Here is a 22,827-nt window from a genome sequence, read left to right on the forward strand (position 1 = left end):
AAATTGTACGTGTTTCAGCGCGGCAAGGAATAGCTCACAGGTACTTTTAAGACTGCAATAATGTCTCTTGCAAACTTGCATTGTTAGGATTGCGGGGACAACAGAACCCGTCGTGAGGCGGCTTCGCATTCGAAAGATTGATTCAGGAGCTCTCCCTTGTCCTTTTTGACCCCTGCAAAGAAGTCCCTTTTCGCGGTCGCTATGGTTGCCCCGCTTGCCTTAGCTGCATGTAGCTCGGACGATGAGGACGATTCGACGAAGACCACGTCGTCTTCGCCTGCTACCACGTCCTCTGAGACCTCCGCGAAGGAATCGGCGAAAAAGTCTGAGGACAAAGACGCCGATAAGGACAAGAAGGAAGAAAAGGACAAGAAAAAGGCCGCCGAGGACCCTAAGGAGAAGGGTGAAGAAGGCGGCAATGCGGGCGCCAACGCAAACCCCATTGAGAATGGGGACGATCCCTTCGCCAACGCCCAGGACATCAAGCCCATTGAAGGTGGGCACGAAGCAAGCGATGGCGATAAGCAGGCCATTGAGCAGTTGGTGCGCGGACAGCATGAGATTGACAATGTCAAGGACTACTTTGGCTACATGCCAGCACATGCCTGCAAGGCCGTGCGCGAAGGCGAGTCCGGGGATTTTCAGCAGTACCTCAACTACGTCGATAGCCTGCCCAACCAGTCCTTTGCGGAATACGCAAACTCCATGCGCCAGCAAAGCCAGGGCAATGCCAAGATTAACGAGTTTGCCAACCAGCTAGAGGCCATCCCTACCTCCACCAAGCTGGAATCGATCAATGACGTTGTGGTCAATGGCGATGATGCCTCCGCTACCGTGAGCGTGTCGAACCCGGAAGGTACCGATACCTCCACCGTTCGTTTCCGCCGCGAGGACGGTAACTGGACCTTCTGTAACTAAATTGTCTTTCCGCCAAGCTCGCTTGCCCCGCACTCTCGGTTTCGGTGCGGGGCTCCTGGCGTGTTCCCTGTTCGTTTTCGGCATCTGTGGCGCGCTTTGGGGGGTTTTGCGACCTACGATGACCGGGCATGCTGTTGACGGTGGCGGCTACGCCATTGAAGCGGTGGGCAACGCACAATTCGTCGCGTTTATGACCTTTGCACTCGTCACGGGTTTCTTGGGGCTGTGCCTCGGACTGGCTGCATTTTCCCAGCGCCGCGGGCGCGGTCTCACGATGCTGCTGTGGGTAGGGCTATGCGCGCTTACCGGTGCGGCTTCCTTCTACGTCTTTGGTGGCATCACCGCAACGCACCCGCCGGAGAACCCAGGGGACGTCGTGGAATTTGCGCCGAATTTTTCGCCGGCCGTGGCCTGGGCGGTAGCCCCATTTTTGGCCATGTTTTCCTACTGGTGTACCGCGTTTATTAGCTCCGACGCGGACTGGGAAGCTGCCGGCAATGAGTCCGCTCAAGAGGCCAGTGCGCAACGTGAAGTAGTTACGCCCACTTAACCGGGGAGCTGCCACAGAATTCTCGCGCGATGTCATCGATTGCGTGCAGGATCGCATCGAGGCTGTGGCTTAAAACCCGCAGCAGTTGGCCTTGGTTAAGGCCCGCCCCGGTCAGGGTCGGCACATCGACATGGATATGGAGGCCGTCGTCGGTGGAGCGGCAGTAGGCCGTGGCGCTGTGGTCCGCTCGGTTCCAGTCATTGCAGATCAAAAACAAACGGGTGAAATCGTCCTCATCCGCATTCAGATCCCACCGGCCCGTGATGATAAGGCTTGGCCCAGAGTCGAGGGTAAAGGTGCAAGCGATGGAATTGACTAGGGCAAATAGGCAGATTTCCCCATCGCTATGGAAGCGGTCGATGCCTATTTGCGGCAGAGCGGCGGCGAGGAGATCCAGGGTGAACGCGGGCGGTGTAGCGGCATCGTCTGGAGCGAGCACAAGTTCTGGTTCTTGGGCCAGGGTGGGAAACTCGCGCGTCGCCACGCTGATGAGTACCTCTGCGCCGTTGAGTGCGGCGGGCACAAAAGCGGCCAATTGATCGTGCATTGGTGCAGTTCCAGTACTGAAGTGGCTCTGCCCACTCAGCACTAGCAAACCTGCCTCGTCATAGTCCAGCACGGCGGTGGGGTAGAGGCAATCGGCATTCCACGCGGTGATAAATCGGGACAGCGCGGCGGCCTCGCCCAAGTCAACCGCGCCGCGCAGAGTGGTGTGCAGGTGGACAACCACATCGTCGGCCTGCGATACAAATACCAGAGTGGACCCCTCCTGCCCATGGGAAATGACGAGTTCCCCAGTAGGTAGCGCCCAATAGGAATAATCAAGCTCGCGGACGATGGCGCGCAGGTGCCGCTCAAGACTGGTGGATTCAAATTCGATCATCATGCACCGCACACTCGCCTTCGCTGGAAGTTGATTTGAGTCTATCGCTCAAGAGGGTGTCCCCGCGGCGCTTTGGGCGATAGTATATTGGTTTGTCTACAGATATAGCCCACGGTGATCAACCAGAAAGTGAGCCAGGAATGCTTCGAACCATCGATCTCCGCGGTCAACAGCTCCGCCCCGCCACGCTGCGCCGCGTCCTTCCGCGCGGTGGCACCGATGTCAATTCCGTTATGGGCACCGTCGTGCCGATGGTGAATAAGGTGCGCGACGAAGGCGTTCAAGCGGCGTTGGATTATGGGGAGCAATTCGATGGGGTGCGCCCGTCGTCCCTGCGCGTGCCCCAGGCGGAACTGGAGCGGGCCGCCGAAGAACTTGATCCCCAGGTGCGCTCGGCCATCGAGGCCTCCATTGCGCGAGTGCGCCGCGTGCATGCTGACCAAAAGCCGGATCCGCACACGACGCAGCTGGCACCCGGCGCCACCGTGACCGAGGTTTTCCGCCCCATCGAGCGCGTTGGCCTCTATGTTCCCGGCGGCAAGGCGGTCTACCCGTCTTCAGTCATCATGAATACCGTGCCAGCGCAAGAGGCCGGTGCCTCCAGCTTGGTGGTCGCCTCCCCGCCGCAAAAAGATCACGGAGGATTGCCACACCCTACGGTCTTGGCCACGTGCCACATGCTGGGCGTGGAGGAAGTTTGGGCCGTTGGTGGCGGCCAGGCGATAGCGCTTTTGGCCTACGGCGATGCGGAAGAAGACGTAGAGCCCGTGGACATGATTACCGGGCCGGGCAATATCTTTGTCGCGGCGGCGAAAAGGGCGGTGCGCGGGGTGGTCGGCACCGATGCGGAGGCTGGCCCGACCGAAATCGCCATTTTGGCGGATGAGACCGCAAATCCCGTCTACGTTGCCTATGACCTCATCTCTCAGGCGGAGCATGATCCGATGGCGGCAAGCGTGTTAATTACGGCATCGGAAAGCGTGGCCCAGCAGGTAAATCAGGAGGTTGAGCGCCGCTATACGGCAACGGAGAACTCCGCCCGCGCCGCCGAGGCTTTAACCGGCGAGCAATCCGGCATCGTGCTGGTGGATTCCGTGGACGCGGGCATCGCCGTGGCGAATGCTTATGCCGCCGAACACCTAGAAATCCACACCGCGGAGCCGCACGCGGTGGCAGAGCGCATCAACCACGCCGGCGCCATTTTCGTCGGGGCGTATTCCCCGGTGCCTTTAGGGGACTATTCGGCCGGTTCCAACCACGTGCTGCCTACCTCGGGCACGGCGCGGTTTTCGGCTGGGCTTTCTACCCACACCTTCCTCCGGCCGGTCAATCTCATCGATTATGACCGCGGCGCCCTGGAAGAAATCGCCCCCAACGTCATTGCCTTTGCTAATGCCGAGCGCCTTCCCGCCCACGGGGAGGCCATTCGAGCCCGATTCGAGGAGAAATAAATGGCCCAGCTACATGACCTACCGCTGCGTGAGGAATTGCGCGGCGAGACCGCTTACGGTGCCCCGCAGCTGCGGGTGGCCTACCAACTCAATACTAACGAGAATCCTTTCCCGCCTTCGCCCGCGCTTGTCGATGCCCTCGTGGACGAGGTCCGCCGCTGCGCCAGCTCGCTCAACCGCTACCCAGAGCGCGATGCGGTCGAACTGCGCACCGAGTTAGCCCGCTATGTTTCGCAGCAAACCGGAGTGGATGTCACCTACGAGCAGGTCTGGGCAGCCAACGGTTCCAATGAGATCCTGCAACAGCTTTTGCAGGCCTTCGGCGGGCCCGGGCGCAGCGTGCTGGGATTTACGCCGTCATATTCCATGCACCCGATCCTTTCTGCTGGTACCCACACGCGTTTTATCGAGTGCCCGCGCGATGAGAACTTCACCATCGACATGGACCGTGCCTTGGCGGCGGTGGCCGAGCACCAGCCCGACGTCATCTTTGTTACTACCCCAAATAACCCCACCGGCGGGGTAACCAGCCTGGAGGATATTGCCGCGCTTATCGATGCCGCCCCCGGCATCGTCATCGTCGACGAAGCCTACGCCGAGTTTTCTTCCTCGCCGTCCGCGACGAGCCTGTTAGAAAAATACCCCACCAAGCTCGTGGTCTCGCGCACGATGTCGAAGGCCTTCGACTTTGCCGGCGGTCGCTTGGGGTACTTCGTGGCGGACCCGGCCTTTGTGGAGGCCATCATGCTGGTGCGCCTGCCGTATCACCTGTCCGTCTTATCCCAGGCAGCGGCCACTGTGGCCCTGCGTCACAGCGCAGATACCCTCGCCACCGTGGCGACCATCGCCGCCGAACGCGACACGGTGGCAGGGCGCCTGCACGAGATGGGCTATACCGTCATGCCGAGCGAATCGAATTTCCTTTTCTTTGGCAATTTTGCAGACCAACACCGCGTGTGGGAACAGTTCTTGGACGAAGAGGTGCTCATCCGCGATGTAGGGATCGACGGGTACTTGCGTGTGACCATCGGCCTGCCAGAAGAAAATGCGGCCTTTCTGGCTGCGGCGGAAAAGCTAGCGACTACAGTGGGAGCGGATACTTCAAAGGAGTGAGATATGACAAACCGTGTGGGGCGTGCCCAAAGAGCAACATCGGAATCGGATATCACCGTTTCCATCGACCTAGACGGCACCGGGAAAAGCGATATTTCCACTGGGCTGCCGTTCTTTGACCATATGCTTACCGCATTTGCCACACACGGTCTATTTGACCTGCAGGTAAAGGCCACCGGTGATGTGGAGGTTGACGCCCACCACACCGTGGAAGATACCGCCATCGTGCTAGGCCAGGCCCTGCGGGAAGCCGTGGGGGACAAGGCCGGGATTCGCCGCTTCGGCTCCCAATTACTACCCATGGATGAAGCGCTGGTAGAGGCGGTAGTGGACTTTTCGGGCCGTGCATACTTCGTGATGAATGGCGAGCCGGAACACCTGCAGTGGCAGATCATCGGCGGGCACTATGCCACGGTGATTAACCGCCACTTCTTCGAATCCCTGGCCACGCACGCAGCCATTACCCTGCACGTCAACGTGCGCTACGGCCGCGATCCGCACCACGTGACCGAGGCGGAATACAAGGCTGTAGCCCGCGCGCTGCGCGCTGCCGTGGACCAAGATCCGCGCCAGACTGGCATCCCTTCGACGAAGGGAGCCCTGTAGCCCGTGCAGTTTATGATCCTCATCCTGTTTTTGGTGGCAGGCCTCTTGGTAGGAGGGGCTTGGTCCGCGTATCAGCAGGACTCGAAGTTTTTTACGGTCGTCGCCGCGCTTTTAGCCGTTATTACCGTGGCCGCGGCCATCGCCTGGATGGTTGGAGGCTTTAGTAAATGAGCGAGTCCCAAGAGACCAATATTTGGAAGGTGCCCGGCTATACGCCGACGATGGTAGCCATCGCAGCCGCCTTTGGCGCCTGGTCCATCCTGCTTCCCGTGGTGCCGCTGGCCGTCATTGATTCTGGCGGTTCCGCGACCTTGGCGGGTGGATCCACCGGTATCTTCATGGCTTTTACCGTAGCCACGCAGATCATGTCCCCGTGGCTTTTGCGCCGCTGGGGTTACCGGCGCGTGATGGCGCTATCCGCTTTTACCCTAGGCGTCCCGGCCTTTGGCCACCTGCTGGGCACCGACGCCTGGATCGTTTTGCTATTTTCCGCCATGCGCGGGGTGGGCTTCGGTGCCCTCACCGTGTCCGAATCCGCGCTGATTGCAGAGCTCTCCCCGGTGCGTCTGCTGGGCAAGGCCACCGGCATGATTGGTGTATTTACAGGCTTGGGGCAGATGATCTTCTTGCCGCTCGGCTTGTTCATGGCGGATTCGCTAGGGTACGCCTCTACCTATATCACCGCCGGTCTCATCGGCTTCTTGGGCTTTGCTATGTGCCTGCGCATTCCCAAGATCAAGGTCACCTTGGCCGAGGATAATGACGAGGAAGTCAATATCATCCGCGTTCCCACCTGGAAGCTGGTATTGGTCCCGGCCCTGGCCTTGACCACTTTCTCCATGAGCTACGGCGCCATTTCCTCTTTCTTGTCCCCCGCAATGCAGGAGCTCGATGCCGCAAAGGGCGCCAGCCTAGCCGGTGTCATGCTTTCCATCGTGGGCGGCGCGGCCATGATCTTTCGGTATTTCGCCGGCGTGGTCGCAGACCGCACGGGGGCCCCAGGTAGCTTGTACATTCCAAGCCAGATCATGGCGATCATCGGCGTCGGGACGATTTCCCTGACCCTATTTATGGAAAGCTCCATCTGGTGGCTGGTGCTCGGCGCCGTTCTTTTTGGTGGCGCATTCGGTATCGCGCAAAACGAGGCCTTGCTATCCATGTTTGACCGGCTGCCCCGCGAGCGGGTTTCAGAGGCTTCGGCCATTTGGAATATTTTCTACGATAGTGGCACCGGCTTGGGCTCGACCCTGCTCGGTGCCATGGTGGCAGGCTACGGATACGACGGTGCTTTCGGAGCGGGGGTTGCGATCCTTATCGCCGGGTTGCTCTTGACCACGGTGGACTTCATCCTGGGCCGGACTCGCATCAGCGAGACCAACGATATCCGCACCCGATTGCGTCGAATGCGTAAGGTATAGCCCATGACAAAATCAGTGGTGTTATTGGACTACGGCGCGGGCAATATTCGCTCCGCCCAGCGTGCCCTCGAGCGTGTCGGGGCGGAGGTAACCGTCACGGCGGATCCTTATCAGGCCCTCGAGGCGGATGGTCTGCTGGTTCCCGGCGTGGGCGCGTTCGATGCCTGCATGAAAGGGCTTAGGGCAGTGAATGGGCCAAGGGTCATCGGCCAGCGCCTAGCAGGGGAGCGGCCGGTCATGGGCATTTGTGTGGGCATGCAGGTGCTTTTCGATGCCGGCGTCGAGCACGGCATCCACTCCACAGGCTGCGGCGAATGGCCAGGGACGGTCGAGCGCCTGCAGTCCGACGTTTTGCCGCATATGGGCTGGAATACCGTCGAGATGCCGGATGACAGCGCTATGTTTGCTGGACTTAATGCCGACGAGCGATTTTATTTCGTGCATACCTACGGCGTTCGCCGCTGGGAATTAGAAACCGTCATTACCCGCCCGCCGCTGGTGAGCTGGTCCACGCACGCCGGGGATTCTTTCGTGGCGGCGGTGGAAAATGGCGCTCTCTGGGCTACGCAATTCCACCCCGAAAAATCCGGAGATGCGGGCGCGCAGCTATTGGAAAACTGGATGCAGACTCTCTAGGTAGGATGAAACCATGACTTTTACGCTTTTGCCCGCAGTCGATGTCGCCGGCGGAAAAGCCGTGCGCTTGGATCAGGGAGAAGCCGGCACCGAAAAGGTCTACGGCGCCCCGCGGGACGCCGCACTCGAGTGGCAGCGCCAAGGCGCCCAGTGGCTGCACTTTGTTGACCTCGATGCTGCCTTTAATCGCGGTTCCAACCACGAGCAGATGGCGGGGATTACCCAAGAACTCGGCATTAATGTCGAGCTAACCGGCGGCATCCGCGATGATGCCGGGGTAGAGCGCGCGCTGGCCACTGGCGCGAACCGCATCAATATTGGCACCGCCGCCTTAGAAAACCCAGAGTGGATAGAAAAGATCCTTGGTAAGTATGGCGAGAAAGTTGCCGTGGACTTGGCGGTGCGCTTAGAAGATGGCGAGTGGCGCACAAAGGGCAATGGCTGGGTCTCCGATGGCGGGGATCTTTGGGAGGTACTCGAGCGCCTCGATGCCGCTGGGTGTCAACGCTTTGTGGTTACGGACGTGTCCAAGGACGGGACGCTGACTGGGCCCAATGTGGAATTACTGCGCGAGGTAGCTATGGCAACCGATGCCAAGGTGACCGCCTCCGGCGGCATTTCCTCCCTGGCAGATCTTAGCGAGCTGGCCCGGTATGAAAATGAGGGCATCGATTCGGCCATCATTGGCAAGGCGTTATATGAGGGAAACTTCAGCCTGAATGAGGCGCTAGCGGCGGTGGCAGAGGTAGAGCCGCTTCCCGCAGAGGTGCCCATCGATCCTTATGACCCCGAGGAAGAGTAAACGATGATGGATCCGCGCGAGTTGGTGGCCTTCGCGGAGGCGGCCGTTGACCAAGTCGAACCCATCTTTCGATCCGGCATCGGGGCGCCACCGGCTCACTTTAAGAGCCGGGGCGATTTCGCCACAGAGGTGGACTTGGCCATCGAAAAGCAGCTGCGCGAAATCTTGCAGCAGATGACCGGTATCCCGGTCTATGGGGAGGAATCCGGCGGAAGCATCCATGACACCGTGTGGGTGGTCGATCCAATCGATGGCACCGCAAATTATTCCGCGGGCAATCCCATGGCCGGTATCTTGGTTGCCTTAGTTCACGAAGGCCAGCCGGTTGCGGCCATCTCAGATTTTCCTCTTTTAGGCAGGCGCTTGGTTGCCAGCGATGGATCGCCGCTGCGCTCTGCGGGTGGACCATCCGGCGGATTCGGTGGAGGGGAGGAGTCCCCAGAATTCGATGATGCCCGTGGGCACGTGGGGTGTTTTTCCAACCTGCCCACCGCGGCATTCCACGAGCTGCGCGAAACCGGCTTGCGCCCACGCATCACGGGCTCAGTGGGGCTAGATAATGCCTTCGTTGCCCAGGGAGTTTTTGACGGTGCCGTCAATTTCTCGCCACACCCGTGGGATAACGCGGCGGGAGCGCTCCTTATCAAGGTAGCCGGAGGCATCGTCACGGATCCGGAGGGCAATCCGTGGACCGTGAAGTCGCGGGGTATGGTCTCTGGTACCCCGCAGGTGCACGAGACAATCCTGGAAATCCTATCTCACCACACAAATTAATCCCACCCCACCGACCTGTGAAGGAGTAAGCCCCGCATGGCTGTAGCCGTTCGCATAATCCCGTGCCTTGATGTGGATCAAGGCCGCGTAGTCAAGGGCGTGATTTTTGCTCACCTGCGCGATGCAGGAGACCCCGTGGAATTAGCCGCACGCTATGAAGAATTGGGCGCAGACGAACTGACTTTTCTTGATGTCTCCGCATCCAAGCACGGCCGGTCCACCATGCTCGATGTGGTACGCCGCACCGCCGATCAAGTCTTTATCCCCCTCACCGTGGGTGGGGGAGTGCGCAGCGTTGACGATGTCCGCGAGCTCTTGCGCACTGGCGCGGATAAGGTATCGGTCAATACCGCCGCGATAGGCAATCCCGACCTGCTGCGCGAATTGGCAGAAGTCTTTGGCTCGCAGTGCATCGTTTTATCCGTGGACGCACGGCGCACCGACGCGCCGCATGCACCGTCGGGGTTTGAAGTCACGACGCACGGCGGGACGACATCGGCTGGCATCGATGCAGTGGAATGGGCCCGGACCGGCGCCGAGCTGGGCGTAGGGGAGATCCTTTTAAACTCCATGGATGCAGATGGCACGAAGGCCGGATTCGACCTCGAACTCTTGCGCGTGGTGCGGGAAACGGTGAATATTCCCGTCATTGCCTCCGGTGGAGCGGGCGCGGCAGCGGACTTTCCACCCGCCGTTGAAGCCGGTGCCGATGCCGTCCTGGCCGCCAGCATTTTCCACTTTGGGGAGGTAGAAATTGGCGAGGTCAAAAAGGCCCTGGCGGAGTCTGGCTACGAGGTGCGCCGATGAGCAATCCCGCAGACTTTGAACTAGACCCACAGATAGCTGCGCTGCTCAAGCGCAATGAGCAAGGGCTCGTGCCAGCCATTGCCCAGGCCGATTCCGGCGAAGTGCTGATGCTTGCCTGGATGGATGACCACGCGCTGGCCCACACGCTGGCCACACGCAAGGGCACGTACTTCTCGCGCTCGCGCGGCGAGTATTGGATTAAGGGCGAGACCTCAGGACATACGCAGGAGGTGCTTGGTGTGCGCCTTGATTGCGATGGCGATACCATCTTGCTGACCGTGCGTCAGCGCGGTGCCGCGTGCCACACCGGCGACCGGACCTGCTTCGATGCGACAGTTCTTTTAGGGGATGATTCCTAATGACGAGGCGACTTGGCCCACTCCTTATCGCGGTGGGCACGGCAGTGCTGTGGTTTTCTTCCCACAGCACCTGGGTAAAAGCGGTAAGCGAGGACGATAAATCAGGCTCAGCAACCAATGAGATCGTAGGGTCCGCCTGGTCCCTAGAGCTTATGGCCTTGACGCTGGTCCTCCTCGCCGGTGTACTCGCGGGCCTAGCGTTGCGCCGAACGGGGCGCCGCATCGTGGCCATCGTGTGCGCCCTCGCCGCCGCAGGCGCCGCGTGGAGTCCTATTAGCCTGCTGACCAGCGGCGCCGATGCCGAGCGCGCGCAAAAAATATTGCAAGGCGCGTCTGCAAATGAAAACGCGGTGGATTCTGCCGCAATTTCTGATTGGGCGACCGTCATTTCCACGGAGATCACCAAGCTCGGCCCCATCGTCGCCATTATCGGGGCCGCACTGGCATTTTTCGGCGCCGTACTCTTGGCCCAGAACCCAGGCAAGGACAAGGTCAAGGCGTCGAGCAAATACGAAACCCCTGCCGCCCGCCAAGAAAAACTGGCGGAAGATTTGGAGACCTCATCCGATTCCGGCCGTGTGATGTGGGACGCGCTCGATAGCGATATCGACCCGACTGATGTGAGCCGTAAATAGCCCCGTTCGCGCAGCACAATTTCCGGAAACGCCCCGAATAGCGTTAATCTAAGTGTGATTTTAATCGCGCTTGGAGGGAGGTGCTCATGCCCACACCCATTGCCGTCGATCACCTGGTCGCTGGGGTGTTAGAGGATGTCGCCGCGCGCGAAGCCCGCGTTTCTTTCCAAGATATTAAGGCGCGCTCACGGGACATGGAGCCTCCCCGCGATGCCCGCGCGGCCCTTTTAAAACCCGGTTGTTCAGTCATTACTGAGCTTAAACGTGCCGTTCCTTATACCGGAGAAATCGCCCACGTGGGCTCGGCCGAGCAGATGGCCGAATGGGCTCGCACCTTTGAGGACTGCGGCGTGCATTTGATGGCCTGCCAGACGGATACGCGGCGGTTTAACGGATCGCTTGAGGATATGGCGGCCGCGCGCGCTGCTATCGATATCCCGATGATGGCGCGCGATCTCATCGTGGATCCGTACCAGATTCACGAGGCCCGCTGCTTTGGTGCCGATGCGATCCCGCTGCAGGTCGAGCTTTTAGAACAAGCTCGATTGGAAGCCCTCTTGGACCGCGCGGAATCGCTGGGGATGACCGCCATCGTGGAGGTGCGAACCTGCGGGGAGGTCAACCGCGCCATCAAGGCCGGCAGCAGTGTCATCGCGATCAATGCGTGGTCCCTTGCCTCGGATGAGATCAACCGGGAGGCCTTCAATGATATTGCCCCGGGGCTGCCGGAATCGCTCCTGCGCATCGCCGTGGGCGGGGTGAATAATGCCCGCAACCTTTTCCACTATGCCTCCCGCGGAGCGGATGCGGTACTGGTCGGCGAATCCGTCATGGCGGCCCAGGATCCCACCGCCTTGGCACGCTCTTTGGTGGCTGCGGGCCAACACCCAGCCTGCCCCTCGCGTAAAAGTCCCTAGGAAAAATCACCCCAAACTAGCTCAAGGGCACGCTGATAAGGCACACTATCTACGTGCATACTCAGAATCTTGCAAATATTCCCTCTCCGCCGCAGGGCGTGGTGTGGCATCTTGGCTCCATTCCAATCCATGCGTATGCGCTGTGCATCATCGCCGGCATCCTCGTGGGTATGTGGATGACGTTGAAGAGGTACACAGCCCGGGGCGGCAATCCCGATACCGTGTGGGATGCAACCATCGTCGTTATCCCCGCGGGCATCGTGGGCGGGCGGATCTATCACGTCATCACGGATAACCAGAAGTACTTCTGCGATACCTGCAATCCCGTCGATGCCCTCAAGGTCACCAATGGTGGTCTCGGCATCTGGGGCGCGGTCGCCTTAAGCGCCGTAGCGCTGTGGGTAATGTTTCGGATTAAGAAGATCCCCCTGGCACCGTTTGCGGACGCGGTGGCGCCTGGCCTCATCCTTGCCCAGGGCATTGGCCGGCTGGGTAACTGGTTTAATCAGGAACTCTACGGCCGGCCGACCGACGTTCCGTGGGCGCTGGATATTTACTACCGCGTCGATGAAGCGGGGGAATACGCACCGGTTTCCGGGCACTCTACCGGTGAGGTGATCGCTTCAGTGCACCCAACGTTTTTGTATGAGCTCATCTGGAACGTGCTGGTGTGCCTGTTCCTGTTGTGGGCGCACAAAGCATGGAAGCTGGGCCGCGGACGGGTATTCGCCCTCTACGTCGTGGGCTACACGCTGGGCCGCTTTTTCATCGAAGGCATGCGATCTGACGAAGCCACCGAAATTTTTGGCGTCCGTGTGAACCTCATCGTCTCCGCCGTTGTCTTTATCGCCGGTCTCATCGTCTTCTTCTTGCTGGACAGGCAGCGCAAGGGCCCCGAAACCCCAGCAGAAGTCGACCCGCGTTACTACCGCGAGCAGGCCGAGAGTGCTGCGGAAAACGGCGTCGAGGAAGACGAGAAACGCGTGGGAACAGCGCGTGCTCAAGGCACCTCGGGTACAGCAAGCGGCCGCTAATGACCGGTTATGTGTGATCGTGTCCGATTGCCCTAGTTAAGGCGCCAAAAAATTGTGGCCTGTCGGCGCGCGAGGGAGTAGGTTGGGGGTTGTTCAATTTCCCCGATGGAATAGGCCAATAATGTTGGATAGAAGAACCAAAATTGTCTGTACTCTCGGCCCCGCGGTAGCTAGCGGGGACGGAATTTTGCGCCTTGTAGAAGACGGCATGAACGTCGCGCGCCTTAACATGTCGCACGGCGAGCATGCGGACCACGAAGCCAATTACAAGTGGGTCCGCGAAGCCACCGAAAAGACCGGCCGGAACGTAGGTATCTTGGCCGATCTCCAGGGCCCTAAGATTCGCCTCGGCCGCTTTAAGAACGGCGAAGAGCAATGGGATAACGGTGAAATCGTCCGCATCACTGTAGACGATGTAGAAGGCACCCACGACCGCGTATCCACCACCTACAAGGGCTTGGCAGAAGACGCAAAGCCTGGCGATCGCTTGCTTATTGATGACGGCAAGGTCGCTGTCGTCTGCAAGGAAGTAGACGGCAATGACGTGGTGTGCGAGGTCACCGAGGGTGGCCCCGTATCCAATAACAAGGGCGTGTCCCTGCCCGGCATGAGCATTTCGGTGCCGGCGCTGTCTGAGAAGGACATTGAGGACCTGCGCTTTGCCCTGCAACTCGGTGTGGACTACATTGCGCTGTCTTTCGTGCGTTCGCCTGCCGATGTCGACAAGGTCCACGAGATCATGGACGAGGAAGGCCGCCGCGTGCCGGTCATCGCCAAGCTGGAAAAGCCGGAGGCCGTCGATGCCCTCGAATCCATCATCTTGGCCTTCGACGCCGTGATGATTGCCCGTGGTGACTTGGGCGTCGAGGTTCCGCTGGAAGAGGTGCCACTCTTCCAGAAGCGAGCTATCCAGATTTCCCGCGAGAACGCGAAGCCGGTCATCGTGGCCACCCAGATGCTGGATTCCATGATTGAGAACTCCCGCCCGACCCGCGCGGAGGCTTCCGACGTGGCCAACGCTGTGCTCGACGGCGCCGATGCGGTAATGCTGTCCGGCGAGACCTCCGTGGGCGCGGATCCGCACAACGTCGTGCGGACCATGTCGCGCATCGTCAAGCGCTCCGAGACCGATGGCCAGGTCCCGCCGCTGGCGCACGTCCCGCGCACCAAGCGCGGCGTGATGTCCTATTCCGCCCGCGATATTGCAGAGCGCCTGAACGCCAAGGCCATCGTTGCCTTTACCTCTTCCGGCGATACCGCAAAGCGTGTTGCCCGCCTGCACTCTGACCTGCCACTGCTGGTATTTACCCCGAATGAAGATGTGCGCTCCCAGCTGGCGCTGACTTGGGGTGCAGAGACCTTCTTGAGCCCTGACGTCAAGTCCACGGATGAGATGATGGAGGCCATCGATAAGTACTTGCTGGACTTGGACGAGTACGACGAGAATGACTTGGTTGTCGTCGTTGCAGGTACCCCTCCGGGAATCTCCGGCAATACCAACATGATTCAGTGCCACATTTTGGGAGAAACTATCAAGGACTAGCGCACTGAAAAATCCGCCGCGCCCCCACACTCCAGTGAAAAGGGGGACGCGGCGGATTTTTTATGTTGAGTTAAGCGCCCAGGTACGCCAGCACCGCTGCATGGGCGGCCTGGGTGGAGGCCTTGACCGTGGGCTCGTAATCCGGCAGGAAGTTGGCCTGGTGGTTGACCGGGGGATCGGCCAATTCGGCATCTGGGGTGCACCCTACGTGCCAAAAGACGTACGGCACGCCCCATGCCTGCGGGAGGTAACAGAAGTCTTCAGAAGCGGTCGAGGGCGAGGCGGTAGCGGATGATTCTCCGAAGGTGGCCGTAAAGGCCTCGTCGATGGGCGAATATGCGGCGGCATCATTATCGGTGACCTCGCCGTGCGCGTAGTACTCGAAGGTGGGGTCTTTTTCGCAGCCGGAGGCCATGCACTCGGCTTTTACCATGCGCTCTAAGGAGGCATAGACCTTTTCTGCCAGGGCTGGATCATAGAAGCGGGTATTGAGCACGAGCTCGGCGGAATCCGGGATGATGTTATTTTTATCGCCGGAATGCAGCTCGCCTACAGAAATGACGAAGAACTCGTGCGGGGCTACCTCGCGGCCGACGATGGCCTGGAGCCGAGTGACGATCATCGCCGCGGTATAGGTCGGGTCGATGGAATTATGCGGCATGGAGGCGTGGGCGGATTTGCCAAAGATGCGGATGCGCAGGGAATCGCAGCCGGCCATGATGGGGCCGGCGGTGTGGCGGACGGTGCCGGCGCGGCCAGGCATGATGTGCTGGCCTAAGCAAATATCGGGGCGTGGCACGCGCTCGGTGAGGTTATCGGCGATCATGTATTTCGCGCCCATGGATGATTCCTCCGCCGGCTGGAACAGGGCAAGGAAGGTGCCGGCCCAAGTGTCGCGGGAGGCATCGAGAAGCGCGCAGGCACCGAGCAGGGCGGTGGTGTGCATGTCGTGCCCGCAGGCGTGCATGTAGTCATTAGTCGAGGAATACTCCACGCCGGTGGCTTCCTTGACCGGCAAGGCATCGAAATCGGCGCGCATAAGCGCGGTGGGGCCATCGTCGTTGCGGAAAATGGCAACCATGCCGTGCCCGCCGATGTTTTCTTCTACTTCGCAATCAAACGCCGCCAACTTTGCGCGGATGCGCGCCGCGGTGCGTTCCTCCTCGTGGGAGAGCTCGGGGTGGCGGTGCAGATCTTCGTAAAAATCCCGTTGCCACGCCAGGTCAGTATCCGCAGAGTGGACCACGGAAGCGATGTTTGTGCAATAAGACATAGTTTTCATCCCTTTGGTTAGGGTAGGGTCAGCTATATGCCGACTATTCAATTCGATGTATTGGTTCCAGATGAGCAAGCGGACCGCGTGGAGGAAATTTTTACCACTGCCACCGATAAGCTGGTAGCGGGCGGATCGCTTGCCTCCGCCGAGGTTACTCGCCCAGCAGATCCCCAATTCCCTGAGGGCTTGGAGGAACAGCTGCAGCAAAATTATCGCGATGAACATGAAGAGCGCGATTTAGAAGGCGCGCACGCCCACCGTTACAACATTGCGGTGGAGGGGGCGACCGGATCTGTGAACCAGCTGGCTATGGTGCTGTCGCGCTTGCTCACGCCGCACGCTGTATTGCCCAAGGACCACGTGCTGCTGGAAGATGAATTGGCACATGAGCGCCCGGCCATCTTTCCGTGGACGGTCGAGATTCGCCCTTAGCCCAGCTGCTTGACGATGTCCCGGGCAGCCCTAGCCAGCTGCTCCGGCATCCCACCTTCTTGGTCTAGCTCCGCGGTGAAGTGCTCGGTGTCCTGATTGATGGCCCCGGCAATGATGCCGACCGGGGTAGAGGACTCCGCCGCCAAGTCCGCGACGGTGCCGACGACCTTGCCAGTTAAGGATTGCTCATCAAAGGCGCCTTCCCCGGTGATGACGAGGTCTGCTTGAGAAATGGCATCCGCGAGGCCGAGGGCCTTCGCCACGTGGGCCCCGCCAGAAACGACGTGGGCGTGCTCATCGGTGCCCCATAGGGTGCGAGAAAGCCAGGTAAGCCCGATGGGAATGCCGCCTGCCGCACCGGTAAATTCCGTCTCTGGATCTGTGCCGGTGACCTTGCACAATTGGAGCAGTGCCCCGGCAAGCAGAGCTATTTGTTCGCCCTCTGCGCCTTTTTGTGGCCCGTACATGGTGGCAGCCTGCATGGCCTTAGCCCGGGTATCGGCCAAGAGCGTGAAATCAACCATGCCCGCTTTGATATTTAATTGCGCGGTATCGATGGAATCGAGCTGCACCAGCGGGGCACCGCCCTTGGGTAGGGCATAGCCGCGTGCGTCGTGGGCGGCGGCGCCAAGGGCTGCAAGGATGCCCATACCGCCGTCAATGCTGGCCGTGCCGCCAAGGCCGAGCACGATGGAGGTGGCGCCGCGGGATTGGGCATCGGCAAGCAGCACGCCCGTGCCATAAGAATCCGCGTGGAGGGGATCGAGCGCGTCGCGGACCGCGGGCAGCCCAGTGGCTGCGGCGACATCGATGAAAGCCGTGTGCCCAGCGAGGAAATACTGCGCCTCGGTCAAGCGCCCCACCGCATCCGTTGTGGGCAGGGTAATGGTCTGGGTTTCCTGCCCGCCCGCCGCGGCGGCCTGGGCCAGCACTTGGGCGGTGCCTTCCCCGCCATCGGCCATCGGCAAGGTGGTGACAGTGGCGTTGGGGTAGTGCTGGCGGATTCCATTGGCGATTCCGGCTGCGGCTTCCGTGGCAGAAGCGGTACCTTTAAAAGAGTCAGGCGCGACAACAATATGCATGCCCGCGATTATAAAGCCCGCGACCCGCGCGGCGGCTTTTTGCTAGGAATCCGAACGTTCTACAGAAAATATTTAACTTTATTGTCGCAGGTAAAAGCGGGTAAGTGGGGGAGTGAGAAATAATTGTACTTGCATTATCGGTAGATTGATAGGAAACTAGTTCCTGCTAGTCAAACTCCACGAGAATGGGATTTATACACTATGTCTGTTGATAGCCAGATTTCTGAGTACTACGACAAGCTACTCAAGCGCAACGCCGGTGAACCGGAATTCCACCAGGCGGTGTCCGAGGTGCTGGATTCGCTCAAGATCGTCCTGGATAAGGACCCACACTACGCAGACTACGGTCTGGTTGAGCGTCTGTGCGAGCCGGAGCGCCAGCTCATCTTCCGCGTCCCATGGGTTGATGACAACGGCGAGGTGCAGGTCAACCGCGGTTTCCGTGTGCAGTTCAACTCCGCGCTCGGCCCGTACAAGGGTGGCCTGCGTTTCCACCCCTCGGTAAACCTGGGCATTATTAAGTTCTTGGGCTTTGAGCAGATCTTTAAGAACTCCCTGACCGGCCTGCCCATCGGTGGCGGCAAGGGTGGCTCCGACTTTGACCCGAAGGGCAAGTCTGAGCAGGAAGTTATGCGCTTTTGCCAGTCCTTTATGACCGAGCTGCACCGTCACATCGGCGAGTACCGCGACGTTCCTGCCGGAGACATCGGCGTCGGCGGCCGCGAAATCGGCTTCCTCTTCGGCCAATTTCGCCGCCTGACCACGCAGCACGAGTCCGGCGTCCTGACCGGCAAGGGCCTGACCTGGGGCGGTTCCTTGGTACGTACCGAGGCGACCGGTTTCGGTGCCGTCTACATCACCGAAGAAATGATGAAGACCCACGGCGAGTCCTTCGACGGCGCCAAGGTCATCGTGTCTGGCTCCGGTAACGTTGCCATCTACGCCGCCGCAAAGGCGCAGGAATTGGGCGCTACCGTCGTAGCGATGTCTGACTCCTCCGGCTACATCTCCACCCCGAATGGCGTGGACGTTGAACTGCTTCGTGATGTCAAGGAAGTTCGCCGCGAGCGCATCTCCACCTACGCCAAGGAAGCTGGCAACGGCGTGGAGTTCCACGAAGGTGGCAACATCTGGGATGTCCAGGCAGGCGTTGCACTTCCGTGTGCAACCCAGAACGAGCTCGACGGCGAATCCGCTAAGAAGCTCGTCGAGGGCGGCGTCCGCTACGTTGCAGAGGGCGCTAACATGCCGTCTACGCCGGATGCAGTACACGTATTCCAGGACTCCAAGATCAACTTCGCACCCGGCAAGGCTGCCAACGCCGGTGGTGTGGCAACCTCCGCACTGGAGATGCAGCAGAACGCATCCCGCGACTCTTGGTCCTTCGAGTACACCGATGACCGCCTGCGCGGCATCATGAGCAACATCTTCAAAAACATCGACAACACGGCCAAGGAATACGACCGTGAAGGCGACTACGTGGCTGGCTCCAATATCGCCGGCTTCAAGAAGGTGGCTGACGCCATGCTGGCACAGGGCGTTATCTAAACTCCCTTAACCCACGCTCCCCATTTCTCCGCATCCGCGAGGAGGTGGGGAGTTTCTGCATTGCTGCGAGGACTCGGCGGCCGTATGCGCCTGTGCCGCGGGTATGTGGAGGGAAAATGGGTTAATCGCCCACGGGAAACGGATCGAACTCAGAGGGCTTTGGCCTTCGTTGCACCGGCCTGAGGATCCAAGGCGCGCCCTCCACACAATGCAGGGTGCTGCGTTGTAGAATTCCCAGCATGTACCGTGTCTTTGAATCCCTTGATGAATTAGTTCAGCATTTGGAGCAGGCTTCTGGCTTTCCCATGACCTCCAATTGCTTGGTCCCCCGCCATGAGATGCTGGCGCTTCTCGATGACCTGCGCAACGCGCTGCCCGTAGAAATCGACGACGCGCAGGACGTTTTAGACAAGCAAGACGAGATTATCCGCGGCGCCGAAGAGCGCGCAGATAACACCATTAATGAGGCGTCTGCGGAGGCCACTGACATGGTGAACCAGGCGCGCCAAGAGGCAGATACCACGGTCGCGCAGGCAGAAGAACATGCCCAACGGCTGGTGGCCGATGCCGAGGCGCGCGCCCAGGCCACGGTTGAGCAAGCCCGCGCAGATGCAGACCGCACCATTGCGCAGGCAAACGAGGAATACGAGCGCTCGGTGGCGGAGGGCCGCCAAGAACAAGAGCGTTTGGTTTCCGAATCTGAAGTCGTTCGCCGCGCCAACGAAGAAGCCAACCGGATCGTGGAAACCGCATACACCGAATCCAACCGGCTGCGCACGGAGTGCGATGACTTTGTAGATAGCAAGCTCAGCGAATTTGAAAGCTCCCTCAGCGGCCTCCTGCGCACCGTAAACTCTGATCGTTCCGCGCTGCGCGGTGGGGCCGGCGTGCGCTCTCGCGGCGGCGACTACCTGCCGTCCACAAACGCTGGCGCACCCCGCGGTGGTGCTACCGGTGGTACCGGTGCTGCACGCTATGGCGGCGACGACGGTTACGAGCGCCGTTATACCGAGCGCTAAAGGCTTAAATTACAAGGCACGACGCTTAAGAAAGTCCTGCTGCACGGGTGATTTGTTCAAATCGCGTCACCGTGTAGCAGGACTTATTGTGCCTGTGGGAGTCTAGACCGAGCTGCGCGAGTTGGAGTGGTGCGGCGTGGGGGAGGAGGGGGCATCGGCAAGCGAGGCATCAACAGCATGTGTAGTGGGGTGAGGGCGCTGGCTCTGGACCGCCACGAAGGCCACGATTCCCGCGCTGACCAGGCCGGGGAAGAGGAAGGTGACCAAGGCCGTGGTGAAGTAGGAGGTGAGCGAGGTCATCGAGCCGCTCATAAAGTCTTGGGGGAAAAACATCGCGCTGAGGCTAATGACCGCGCCCGCGGTCAGGAACATGGCGCCGACGCTAACCAGTGCGCAGGCAAGGGCTTCGCGCGAAAGCCACGTGATGGCGGCGGCGCTGGCCGAAAACACTAGGGCACCGGTAAGCACCGTGAGGTCGAGTCCGGAAGGGATGACCAAAATCGCGCCGGCAATCAGTCCCGCGCACATGCTGAGGATGAGGGCGGAGGAAAGGCGCAGGCCCCTGTCGCCGTAGATGCCAGAGTGGTCGGCCTTGGGCAGGCGATGGAGGACTGCCCCAGAGATGACCAAGAAGGTGGCGGGAAGGCAGCACAACACTCCGAATCTAGGAGCGATGGCGCTCAAATCTCCTGAGGCCGCGGCCAAGTTGTAAGTCATGCTTTCAGGCTAAGGCGGCTGCGGCCTGCAGGATAAGGGAAAACCGGCAAGCCATAGCGCTTTATGCCCAAACCTTCAGTTTCTTGCCAGAAAATGCGGCGGTGCCAGCAACTACGCGGAGTTTGCGAGGCAGGGTAGACTACCAACTGTTATGACATCTCCATTGAAGTTCGATGTGGGCGAATTATTAAACGCCCAAGGCGCTGACGCAATGCCGGAACAACGCACCCAGACGGGGCCTGCACCGGAAAGGATTGGCGTGGAAATGATCGCCATTCCTAAGGGCGAAGATCTCACCGTTGCCGCGACCCTGACCCCGCTGGGTTCAGGCGTTCTGGTTGATGCGGATATCTCGGGCGTTCTCACGGGCGAGTGTGCGCGCTGCTTAAAAGAGCTCCACCCGCAGCTGGATTTGCATGTGACCCAGGTCTTTGCCGCCGATGAGTCCTTTGTCAGCGGCGATGACGCCGATTCTGACGATGCCGGATCGGGCGATGAAATCCCCGAAATACAAGACGATGAGCTGGATCTACTCCAGGCGGTTATTGATGAAGCAGGCCTGAATCTTCCCTTCGCCCCCGTCTGCGAAGACGGCTGCGATATCCAGACCCCAGAGGGTGTGACCACCGGAATCTCCGGGGAAGAAGAGGAAGAGGAGAAGATAGACCCGCGCTGGGCAGGTCTGGAGAAATTCCTATGAGCCGCAAGAAGAAGCTAACGGGGCAAGAGGCGTGGGAAGCTACCTTTGCGGCGGTCGATCACACCCCGCTCTTGGAATCGCTCGACGTTGCCCTGGAACCGGACAATCTGCGCTTGGCGCTCACGCACCGTTCTTTTGCCAATGAAAACGGGCACCTGCCTAATAACGAGCGCCTTGAGTTTTTGGGCGATGCCGTCTTAGGGCTATCGGTGGCCGCGAAACTATACGTGACGTATCCATCGCGCCCCGAATCCGATATCTCTAAGATGCGCGCGTCCATCGTCTCGCGCTATGGTCTTTCCGATGTCGCGCGTGAAATCAACCTAGGCCCGCATATCCTACTGGGCAAGGGTGAACAGTCCACCGGTGGGCGCGATAAGGATTCCATCCTTGCGGATACCACCGAGGCGATTTTCGGCGCCATTTATCGCGAGCACGGCTTTGAAACCGCCCGCGATGTGATCCTGCGCCTCTTCGCGGAAAAGATCGATAATGCCTCCGTCAGTGGCCGCCACTTGGACTGGAAGACCACCTTGCAGGAGCTGTGTGCCGAGCTGAAGGCACCCATGCCGGTGTATTCGGCAACCGCTACCGGCCCAGAACACGATCAAACCTTCAGCGCGGTTGCCACCGTCGCCGGGCTGACCGTGGGGCACGGGCAGGGCCACAATAAGAAATTAGCGGAACAGCAGGCCGCGCAAGAGGCATGCCAAACCCTGCGCGAAACCCCGTTGCTGGTGCAAGGGACCGCTCATAAAGAAGGCTAAATAATGCCAGAGTTGCCCGAAGTAGAATCGGTGCGCCGCGGGGTGGAAACCTACGTCGTGGGCCAAGAGATTACGGCGGTAGACATTGCGCACCCGCGGGCGAACCGCGGCCAAGATGAGCCGCTCGCGGGCCTTATAGTGGGCAAGGAAATCGCCGCGGTCGCCCGCCGTGGCAAATTCATGTGGCTGGAATTCGTGGGGGAGGACCCGATGGATAGCCACCGCGACGTGCTTTTTATTCACCTAGGCATGTCGGGGCAGCTGCGCATCGGCCACACCGACTCCCCGCATCGCCGCATCACGGTAGAGCTCAGCGATGGCACCGAGCTGCACTTCGTGGATCAGCGCACCTTTGGATACTGGCTGTATGCGCCGTGGTCCAAGATTTCGCATATCGGCTTGGATCCATTGGAACCCGATTTTGATATCGCCAGCGCCGCGCGCCGCCTGCGGCAGAAGAAAACCGCGGCAAAAACGGCGCTATTGGATCAAACGCTGGTATCTGGCATTGGCAATATCTACGCAGATGAAGCGCTGTGGGCAGCACGTATTTCACCGCGCAAGAAGGCTTCTGTGCTGCGTCAGAAAGACGCGGTGGCGCTATTAAGCGCGGCGCAGACCGTGATGTCGGCCGCCCTCAAAGCGGGGGGAACCAGCTTTGATTCTTTGTACGTTAACGTCAATGGTGAATCTGGCTATTTCGCGCGCTCGCTTGCCGCCTATGGCCGCGCTGGCCAGCCATGTTCCCGCTGCGGCACACCTATTGAGCGGTGTGTAATCGGGGGACGCTCGAGCCATTATTGCCCCCACTGTCAATAAGCCTGCACCCGTGAGATTCAC

26 protein-coding genes are annotated in these 22,827 nt (G+C 60.0%); 22 read left to right on the plus strand and 4 right to left on the minus strand.

Features of this window, described 5'->3' with window-relative positions; all coding sequences use genetic code 11:
* The first annotated feature begins 156 nt into the window (after nt 1-156).
* Together ABRP64_RS01235 and ABRP64_RS01240 are read left to right on the plus strand one after the other, a co-directional pair.
* The gene (locus tag ABRP64_RS01235) at nt 157-918 is read left to right on the plus strand and encodes a hypothetical protein (protein ID WP_284769547.1); all 762 of its coding nucleotides are present in this window, start codon (nt 157-159) and stop codon (nt 916-918) included.
* A 118-nt stretch (nt 919-1,036) separates the two neighbouring features.
* The gene (locus ABRP64_RS01240) at nt 1,037-1,468 is read left to right on the plus strand and encodes a hypothetical protein (RefSeq protein ID WP_349838330.1); all 432 of its coding nucleotides are present in this window, start codon (nt 1,037-1,039) and stop codon (nt 1,466-1,468) included.
* Here the strand turns inward: ABRP64_RS01240 and ABRP64_RS01245 are convergent.
* Entirely contained in the window at nt 1,455-2,354 is a 900-nt protein-coding gene (locus ABRP64_RS01245; RefSeq protein WP_349865128.1) for a YbjN domain-containing protein, read from the minus strand. The two genes, ABRP64_RS01240 and ABRP64_RS01245, sit on opposite strands and share 14 nt — an antisense overlap.
* A gap of 137 nt (nt 2,355-2,491) precedes the next feature.
* Here ABRP64_RS01245 and hisD point away from each other — a divergent pair, with 137 nt between their 5' ends.
* The 14 genes from hisD (at nt 2,492) to pyk (ending at nt 14,446) form a co-directional block, all read left to right on the plus strand.
* Complete coding sequence (gene hisD, locus ABRP64_RS01250) at nt 2,492-3,802, plus strand: histidinol dehydrogenase (RefSeq protein WP_349865130.1); 1,311 nt, start codon at nt 2,492-2,494, stop codon at nt 3,800-3,802.
* Nucleotides 3,803-4,915 (plus strand): histidinol-phosphate transaminase, encoded by a 1,113-nt coding sequence (locus tag ABRP64_RS01255; protein ID WP_284795999.1) that lies wholly within the window; start codon nt 3,803-3,805, stop codon nt 4,913-4,915.
* Between the two features lie 3 nt (nt 4,916-4,918).
* Nucleotides 4,919-5,521: an imidazoleglycerol-phosphate dehydratase HisB gene (gene hisB / locus ABRP64_RS01260; protein ID WP_284769551.1), complete on the plus strand. Its 603-nt coding sequence runs from the start codon at nt 4,919-4,921 to the stop codon at nt 5,519-5,521.
* A gap of 12 nt (nt 5,522-5,533) precedes the next feature.
* A complete protein-coding gene (locus ABRP64_RS01265; RefSeq protein ID WP_034659193.1) occupies nt 5,534-5,692 on the plus strand; it encodes a CG2302 family histidine operon protein in 159 nt (52 codons plus the stop codon).
* On the plus strand, nt 5,689-6,939 hold the full coding sequence (locus ABRP64_RS01270) for an MFS transporter (protein WP_284849996.1): 1,251 nt from the start codon (nt 5,689-5,691) through the stop codon (nt 6,937-6,939). The genes ABRP64_RS01265 and ABRP64_RS01270 overlap by 4 nt, the downstream gene beginning before the upstream one ends.
* A gap of 3 nt (nt 6,940-6,942) precedes the next feature.
* Entirely contained in the window at nt 6,943-7,575 is a 633-nt protein-coding gene (hisH, locus tag ABRP64_RS01275) for an imidazole glycerol phosphate synthase subunit HisH (protein WP_284849997.1), read from the plus strand.
* A gap of 13 nt (nt 7,576-7,588) precedes the next feature.
* The gene (priA, locus tag ABRP64_RS01280; RefSeq protein ID WP_284769554.1) at nt 7,589-8,377 is read left to right on the plus strand and encodes a bifunctional 1-(5-phosphoribosyl)-5-((5-phosphoribosylamino)methylideneamino)imidazole-4-carboxamide isomerase/phosphoribosylanthranilate isomerase PriA; all 789 of its coding nucleotides are present in this window, start codon (nt 7,589-7,591) and stop codon (nt 8,375-8,377) included.
* 3 nt (nt 8,378-8,380) lie between these two features.
* Nucleotides 8,381-9,151, plus strand: coding sequence for an inositol monophosphatase family protein (locus ABRP64_RS01285; protein WP_296087518.1), 771 nt, complete (start codon nt 8,381-8,383; stop codon nt 9,149-9,151).
* Nucleotides 9,152-9,187: 36 nt separating this feature from the next.
* A complete protein-coding gene (gene hisF / locus ABRP64_RS01290) occupies nt 9,188-9,958 on the plus strand; it encodes an imidazole glycerol phosphate synthase subunit HisF (protein WP_349865133.1) in 771 nt (256 codons plus the stop codon).
* Nucleotides 9,955-10,317 carry a phosphoribosyl-AMP cyclohydrolase gene (gene hisI, locus ABRP64_RS01295; protein ID WP_296087522.1) on the plus strand — a complete coding sequence of 121 codons (363 nt, stop codon included), beginning with the start codon at nt 9,955-9,957 and terminating at the stop codon, nt 10,315-10,317. Before hisF ends, hisI begins: the two co-directional genes overlap by 4 nt.
* Nucleotides 10,317-10,952: a TIGR02234 family membrane protein gene (locus ABRP64_RS01300; protein ID WP_349865135.1), complete on the plus strand. Its 636-nt coding sequence runs from the start codon at nt 10,317-10,319 to the stop codon at nt 10,950-10,952. The genes hisI and ABRP64_RS01300 overlap by 1 nt, the downstream gene beginning before the upstream one ends.
* 86 nt (nt 10,953-11,038) lie before the next feature.
* Complete coding sequence (locus tag ABRP64_RS01305; RefSeq protein WP_284784483.1) at nt 11,039-11,869, plus strand: indole-3-glycerol phosphate synthase TrpC; 831 nt, start codon at nt 11,039-11,041, stop codon at nt 11,867-11,869.
* A 53-nt stretch (nt 11,870-11,922) separates the two neighbouring features.
* Nucleotides 11,923-12,903, plus strand: coding sequence for a prolipoprotein diacylglyceryl transferase (gene lgt / locus ABRP64_RS01310; RefSeq protein WP_284782196.1), 981 nt, complete (start codon nt 11,923-11,925; stop codon nt 12,901-12,903).
* A 124-nt stretch (nt 12,904-13,027) separates the two neighbouring features.
* On the plus strand, nt 13,028-14,446 hold the full coding sequence (gene pyk / locus ABRP64_RS01315; protein WP_284769797.1) for a pyruvate kinase: 1,419 nt from the start codon (nt 13,028-13,030) through the stop codon (nt 14,444-14,446).
* A gap of 70 nt (nt 14,447-14,516) precedes the next feature.
* Here pyk and ABRP64_RS01320 read toward each other — a convergent pair whose 3' ends face one another.
* Entirely contained in the window at nt 14,517-15,728 is a 1,212-nt protein-coding gene (locus ABRP64_RS01320; protein ID WP_349865137.1) for an amidohydrolase, read from the minus strand.
* 27 nt (nt 15,729-15,755) lie between these two features.
* Between ABRP64_RS01320 and ABRP64_RS01325 the strand changes: the two genes are divergently transcribed.
* On the plus strand, nt 15,756-16,154 hold the full coding sequence (locus ABRP64_RS01325; RefSeq protein ID WP_284769562.1) for a hypothetical protein: 399 nt from the start codon (nt 15,756-15,758) through the stop codon (nt 16,152-16,154).
* Here ABRP64_RS01325 and ABRP64_RS01330 read toward each other — a convergent pair.
* The gene (locus tag ABRP64_RS01330; protein WP_349865139.1) at nt 16,151-17,236 is read right to left on the minus strand and encodes a glycerate kinase; all 1,086 of its coding nucleotides are present in this window, start codon (nt 17,234-17,236) and stop codon (nt 16,151-16,153) included. The two genes, ABRP64_RS01325 and ABRP64_RS01330, sit on opposite strands and share 4 nt — an antisense overlap.
* 201 nt (nt 17,237-17,437) lie before the next feature.
* Here ABRP64_RS01330 and gdhA point away from each other — a divergent pair, with 201 nt between their 5' ends.
* Nucleotides 17,438-18,784, plus strand: a complete 1,347-nt coding sequence (gdhA, locus tag ABRP64_RS01335) for an NADP-specific glutamate dehydrogenase (RefSeq protein ID WP_349865141.1) — start codon at nt 17,438-17,440, stop codon at nt 18,782-18,784.
* 239 nt (nt 18,785-19,023) lie between these two features.
* Nucleotides 19,024-19,803, plus strand: a complete 780-nt coding sequence (locus tag ABRP64_RS01340) for an SPFH domain-containing protein (RefSeq protein WP_349857020.1) — start codon at nt 19,024-19,026, stop codon at nt 19,801-19,803.
* Between the two features lie 102 nt (nt 19,804-19,905).
* Here the strand turns inward: ABRP64_RS01340 and ABRP64_RS01345 are convergent, their stop codons facing one another.
* Nucleotides 19,906-20,520, minus strand: coding sequence for a hypothetical protein (locus tag ABRP64_RS01345; protein ID WP_349865143.1), 615 nt, complete (start codon nt 20,518-20,520; stop codon nt 19,906-19,908).
* 151 nt (nt 20,521-20,671) lie between these two features.
* Between ABRP64_RS01345 and ABRP64_RS01350 the strand changes: the two genes are divergently transcribed.
* Genes ABRP64_RS01350 through mutM form a run of 3 tightly spaced genes read left to right on the plus strand, consistent with a single transcriptional unit; the run spans nt 20,672 to nt 22,806 of the window.
* A complete protein-coding gene (locus ABRP64_RS01350) occupies nt 20,672-21,220 on the plus strand; it encodes a YceD family protein (RefSeq protein ID WP_349857022.1) in 549 nt (182 codons plus the stop codon).
* Entirely contained in the window at nt 21,217-21,987 is a 771-nt protein-coding gene (gene rnc / locus ABRP64_RS01355; RefSeq protein ID WP_284769568.1) for a ribonuclease III, read from the plus strand. Before ABRP64_RS01350 ends, rnc begins: the two co-directional genes overlap by 4 nt.
* 3 nt (nt 21,988-21,990) lie before the next feature.
* The gene (mutM, locus tag ABRP64_RS01360; protein ID WP_284850010.1) at nt 21,991-22,806 is read left to right on the plus strand and encodes a bifunctional DNA-formamidopyrimidine glycosylase/DNA-(apurinic or apyrimidinic site) lyase; all 816 of its coding nucleotides are present in this window, start codon (nt 21,991-21,993) and stop codon (nt 22,804-22,806) included.
* Nucleotides 22,807-22,827 lie beyond the last annotated feature (21 nt).

Source organism: Corynebacterium sp. KPL4015 (genome assembly GCF_040225725.1).
Classification (GTDB): domain Bacteria; phylum Actinomycetota; class Actinomycetes; order Mycobacteriales; family Mycobacteriaceae; genus Corynebacterium; species Corynebacterium rhinophilum.

Bases quoted from the DNA above. Each gene is read 5' to 3' on its own strand.
- ABRP64_RS01345 (WP_349865143.1), bottom strand. From the start codon at position 20,520: ATGACTTACAACTTGGCCGCGGCCTCAGGAGATTTGAGCGCCATCGCT.
- ABRP64_RS01350 (WP_349857022.1), top strand. From the start codon at position 20,672: ATGACATCTCCATTGAAGTTCGATGTGGGCGAATTATTAAACGCCCAA.
- ABRP64_RS01245 (WP_349865128.1), bottom strand. From the start codon at position 2,354: ATGATGATCGAATTTGAATCCACCAGTCTTGAGCGGCACCTGCGCGCC.
- ABRP64_RS01300 (WP_349865135.1), top strand. From the start codon at position 10,317: ATGACGAGGCGACTTGGCCCACTCCTTATCGCGGTGGGCACGGCAGTG.
- gdhA (WP_349865141.1), top strand. From the start codon at position 17,438: ATGTCTGTTGATAGCCAGATTTCTGAGTACTACGACAAGCTACTCAAG.
- ABRP64_RS01320 (WP_349865137.1), bottom strand. From the start codon at position 15,728: ATGAAAACTATGTCTTATTGCACAAACATCGCTTCCGTGGTCCACTCT.
- ABRP64_RS01285 (WP_296087518.1), top strand. From the start codon at position 8,381: ATGATGGATCCGCGCGAGTTGGTGGCCTTCGCGGAGGCGGCCGTTGAC.
- ABRP64_RS01325 (WP_284769562.1), top strand. From the start codon at position 15,756: ATGCCGACTATTCAATTCGATGTATTGGTTCCAGATGAGCAAGCGGAC.
- hisD (WP_349865130.1), top strand. From the start codon at position 2,492: ATGCTTCGAACCATCGATCTCCGCGGTCAACAGCTCCGCCCCGCCACG.
- priA (WP_284769554.1), top strand. From the start codon at position 7,589: ATGACTTTTACGCTTTTGCCCGCAGTCGATGTCGCCGGCGGAAAAGCC.
- hisI (WP_296087522.1), top strand. From the start codon at position 9,955: ATGAGCAATCCCGCAGACTTTGAACTAGACCCACAGATAGCTGCGCTG.
- ABRP64_RS01270 (WP_284849996.1), top strand. From the start codon at position 5,689: ATGAGCGAGTCCCAAGAGACCAATATTTGGAAGGTGCCCGGCTATACG.
- hisF (WP_349865133.1), top strand. From the start codon at position 9,188: ATGGCTGTAGCCGTTCGCATAATCCCGTGCCTTGATGTGGATCAAGGC.
- ABRP64_RS01265 (WP_034659193.1), top strand. From the start codon at position 5,534: ATGATCCTCATCCTGTTTTTGGTGGCAGGCCTCTTGGTAGGAGGGGCT.
- ABRP64_RS01255 (WP_284795999.1), top strand. From the start codon at position 3,803: ATGGCCCAGCTACATGACCTACCGCTGCGTGAGGAATTGCGCGGCGAG.
- ABRP64_RS01240 (WP_349838330.1), top strand. From the start codon at position 1,037: ATGACCGGGCATGCTGTTGACGGTGGCGGCTACGCCATTGAAGCGGTG.
- hisH (WP_284849997.1), top strand. From the start codon at position 6,943: ATGACAAAATCAGTGGTGTTATTGGACTACGGCGCGGGCAATATTCGC.
- rnc (WP_284769568.1), top strand. From the start codon at position 21,217: ATGAGCCGCAAGAAGAAGCTAACGGGGCAAGAGGCGTGGGAAGCTACC.
- ABRP64_RS01340 (WP_349857020.1), top strand. From the start codon at position 19,024: ATGTACCGTGTCTTTGAATCCCTTGATGAATTAGTTCAGCATTTGGAG.
- hisB (WP_284769551.1), top strand. From the start codon at position 4,919: ATGACAAACCGTGTGGGGCGTGCCCAAAGAGCAACATCGGAATCGGAT.
- ABRP64_RS01305 (WP_284784483.1), top strand. From the start codon at position 11,039: ATGCCCACACCCATTGCCGTCGATCACCTGGTCGCTGGGGTGTTAGAG.
- ABRP64_RS01330 (WP_349865139.1), bottom strand. From the start codon at position 17,236: ATGCATATTGTTGTCGCGCCTGACTCTTTTAAAGGTACCGCTTCTGCC.
- mutM (WP_284850010.1), top strand. From the start codon at position 21,991: ATGCCAGAGTTGCCCGAAGTAGAATCGGTGCGCCGCGGGGTGGAAACC.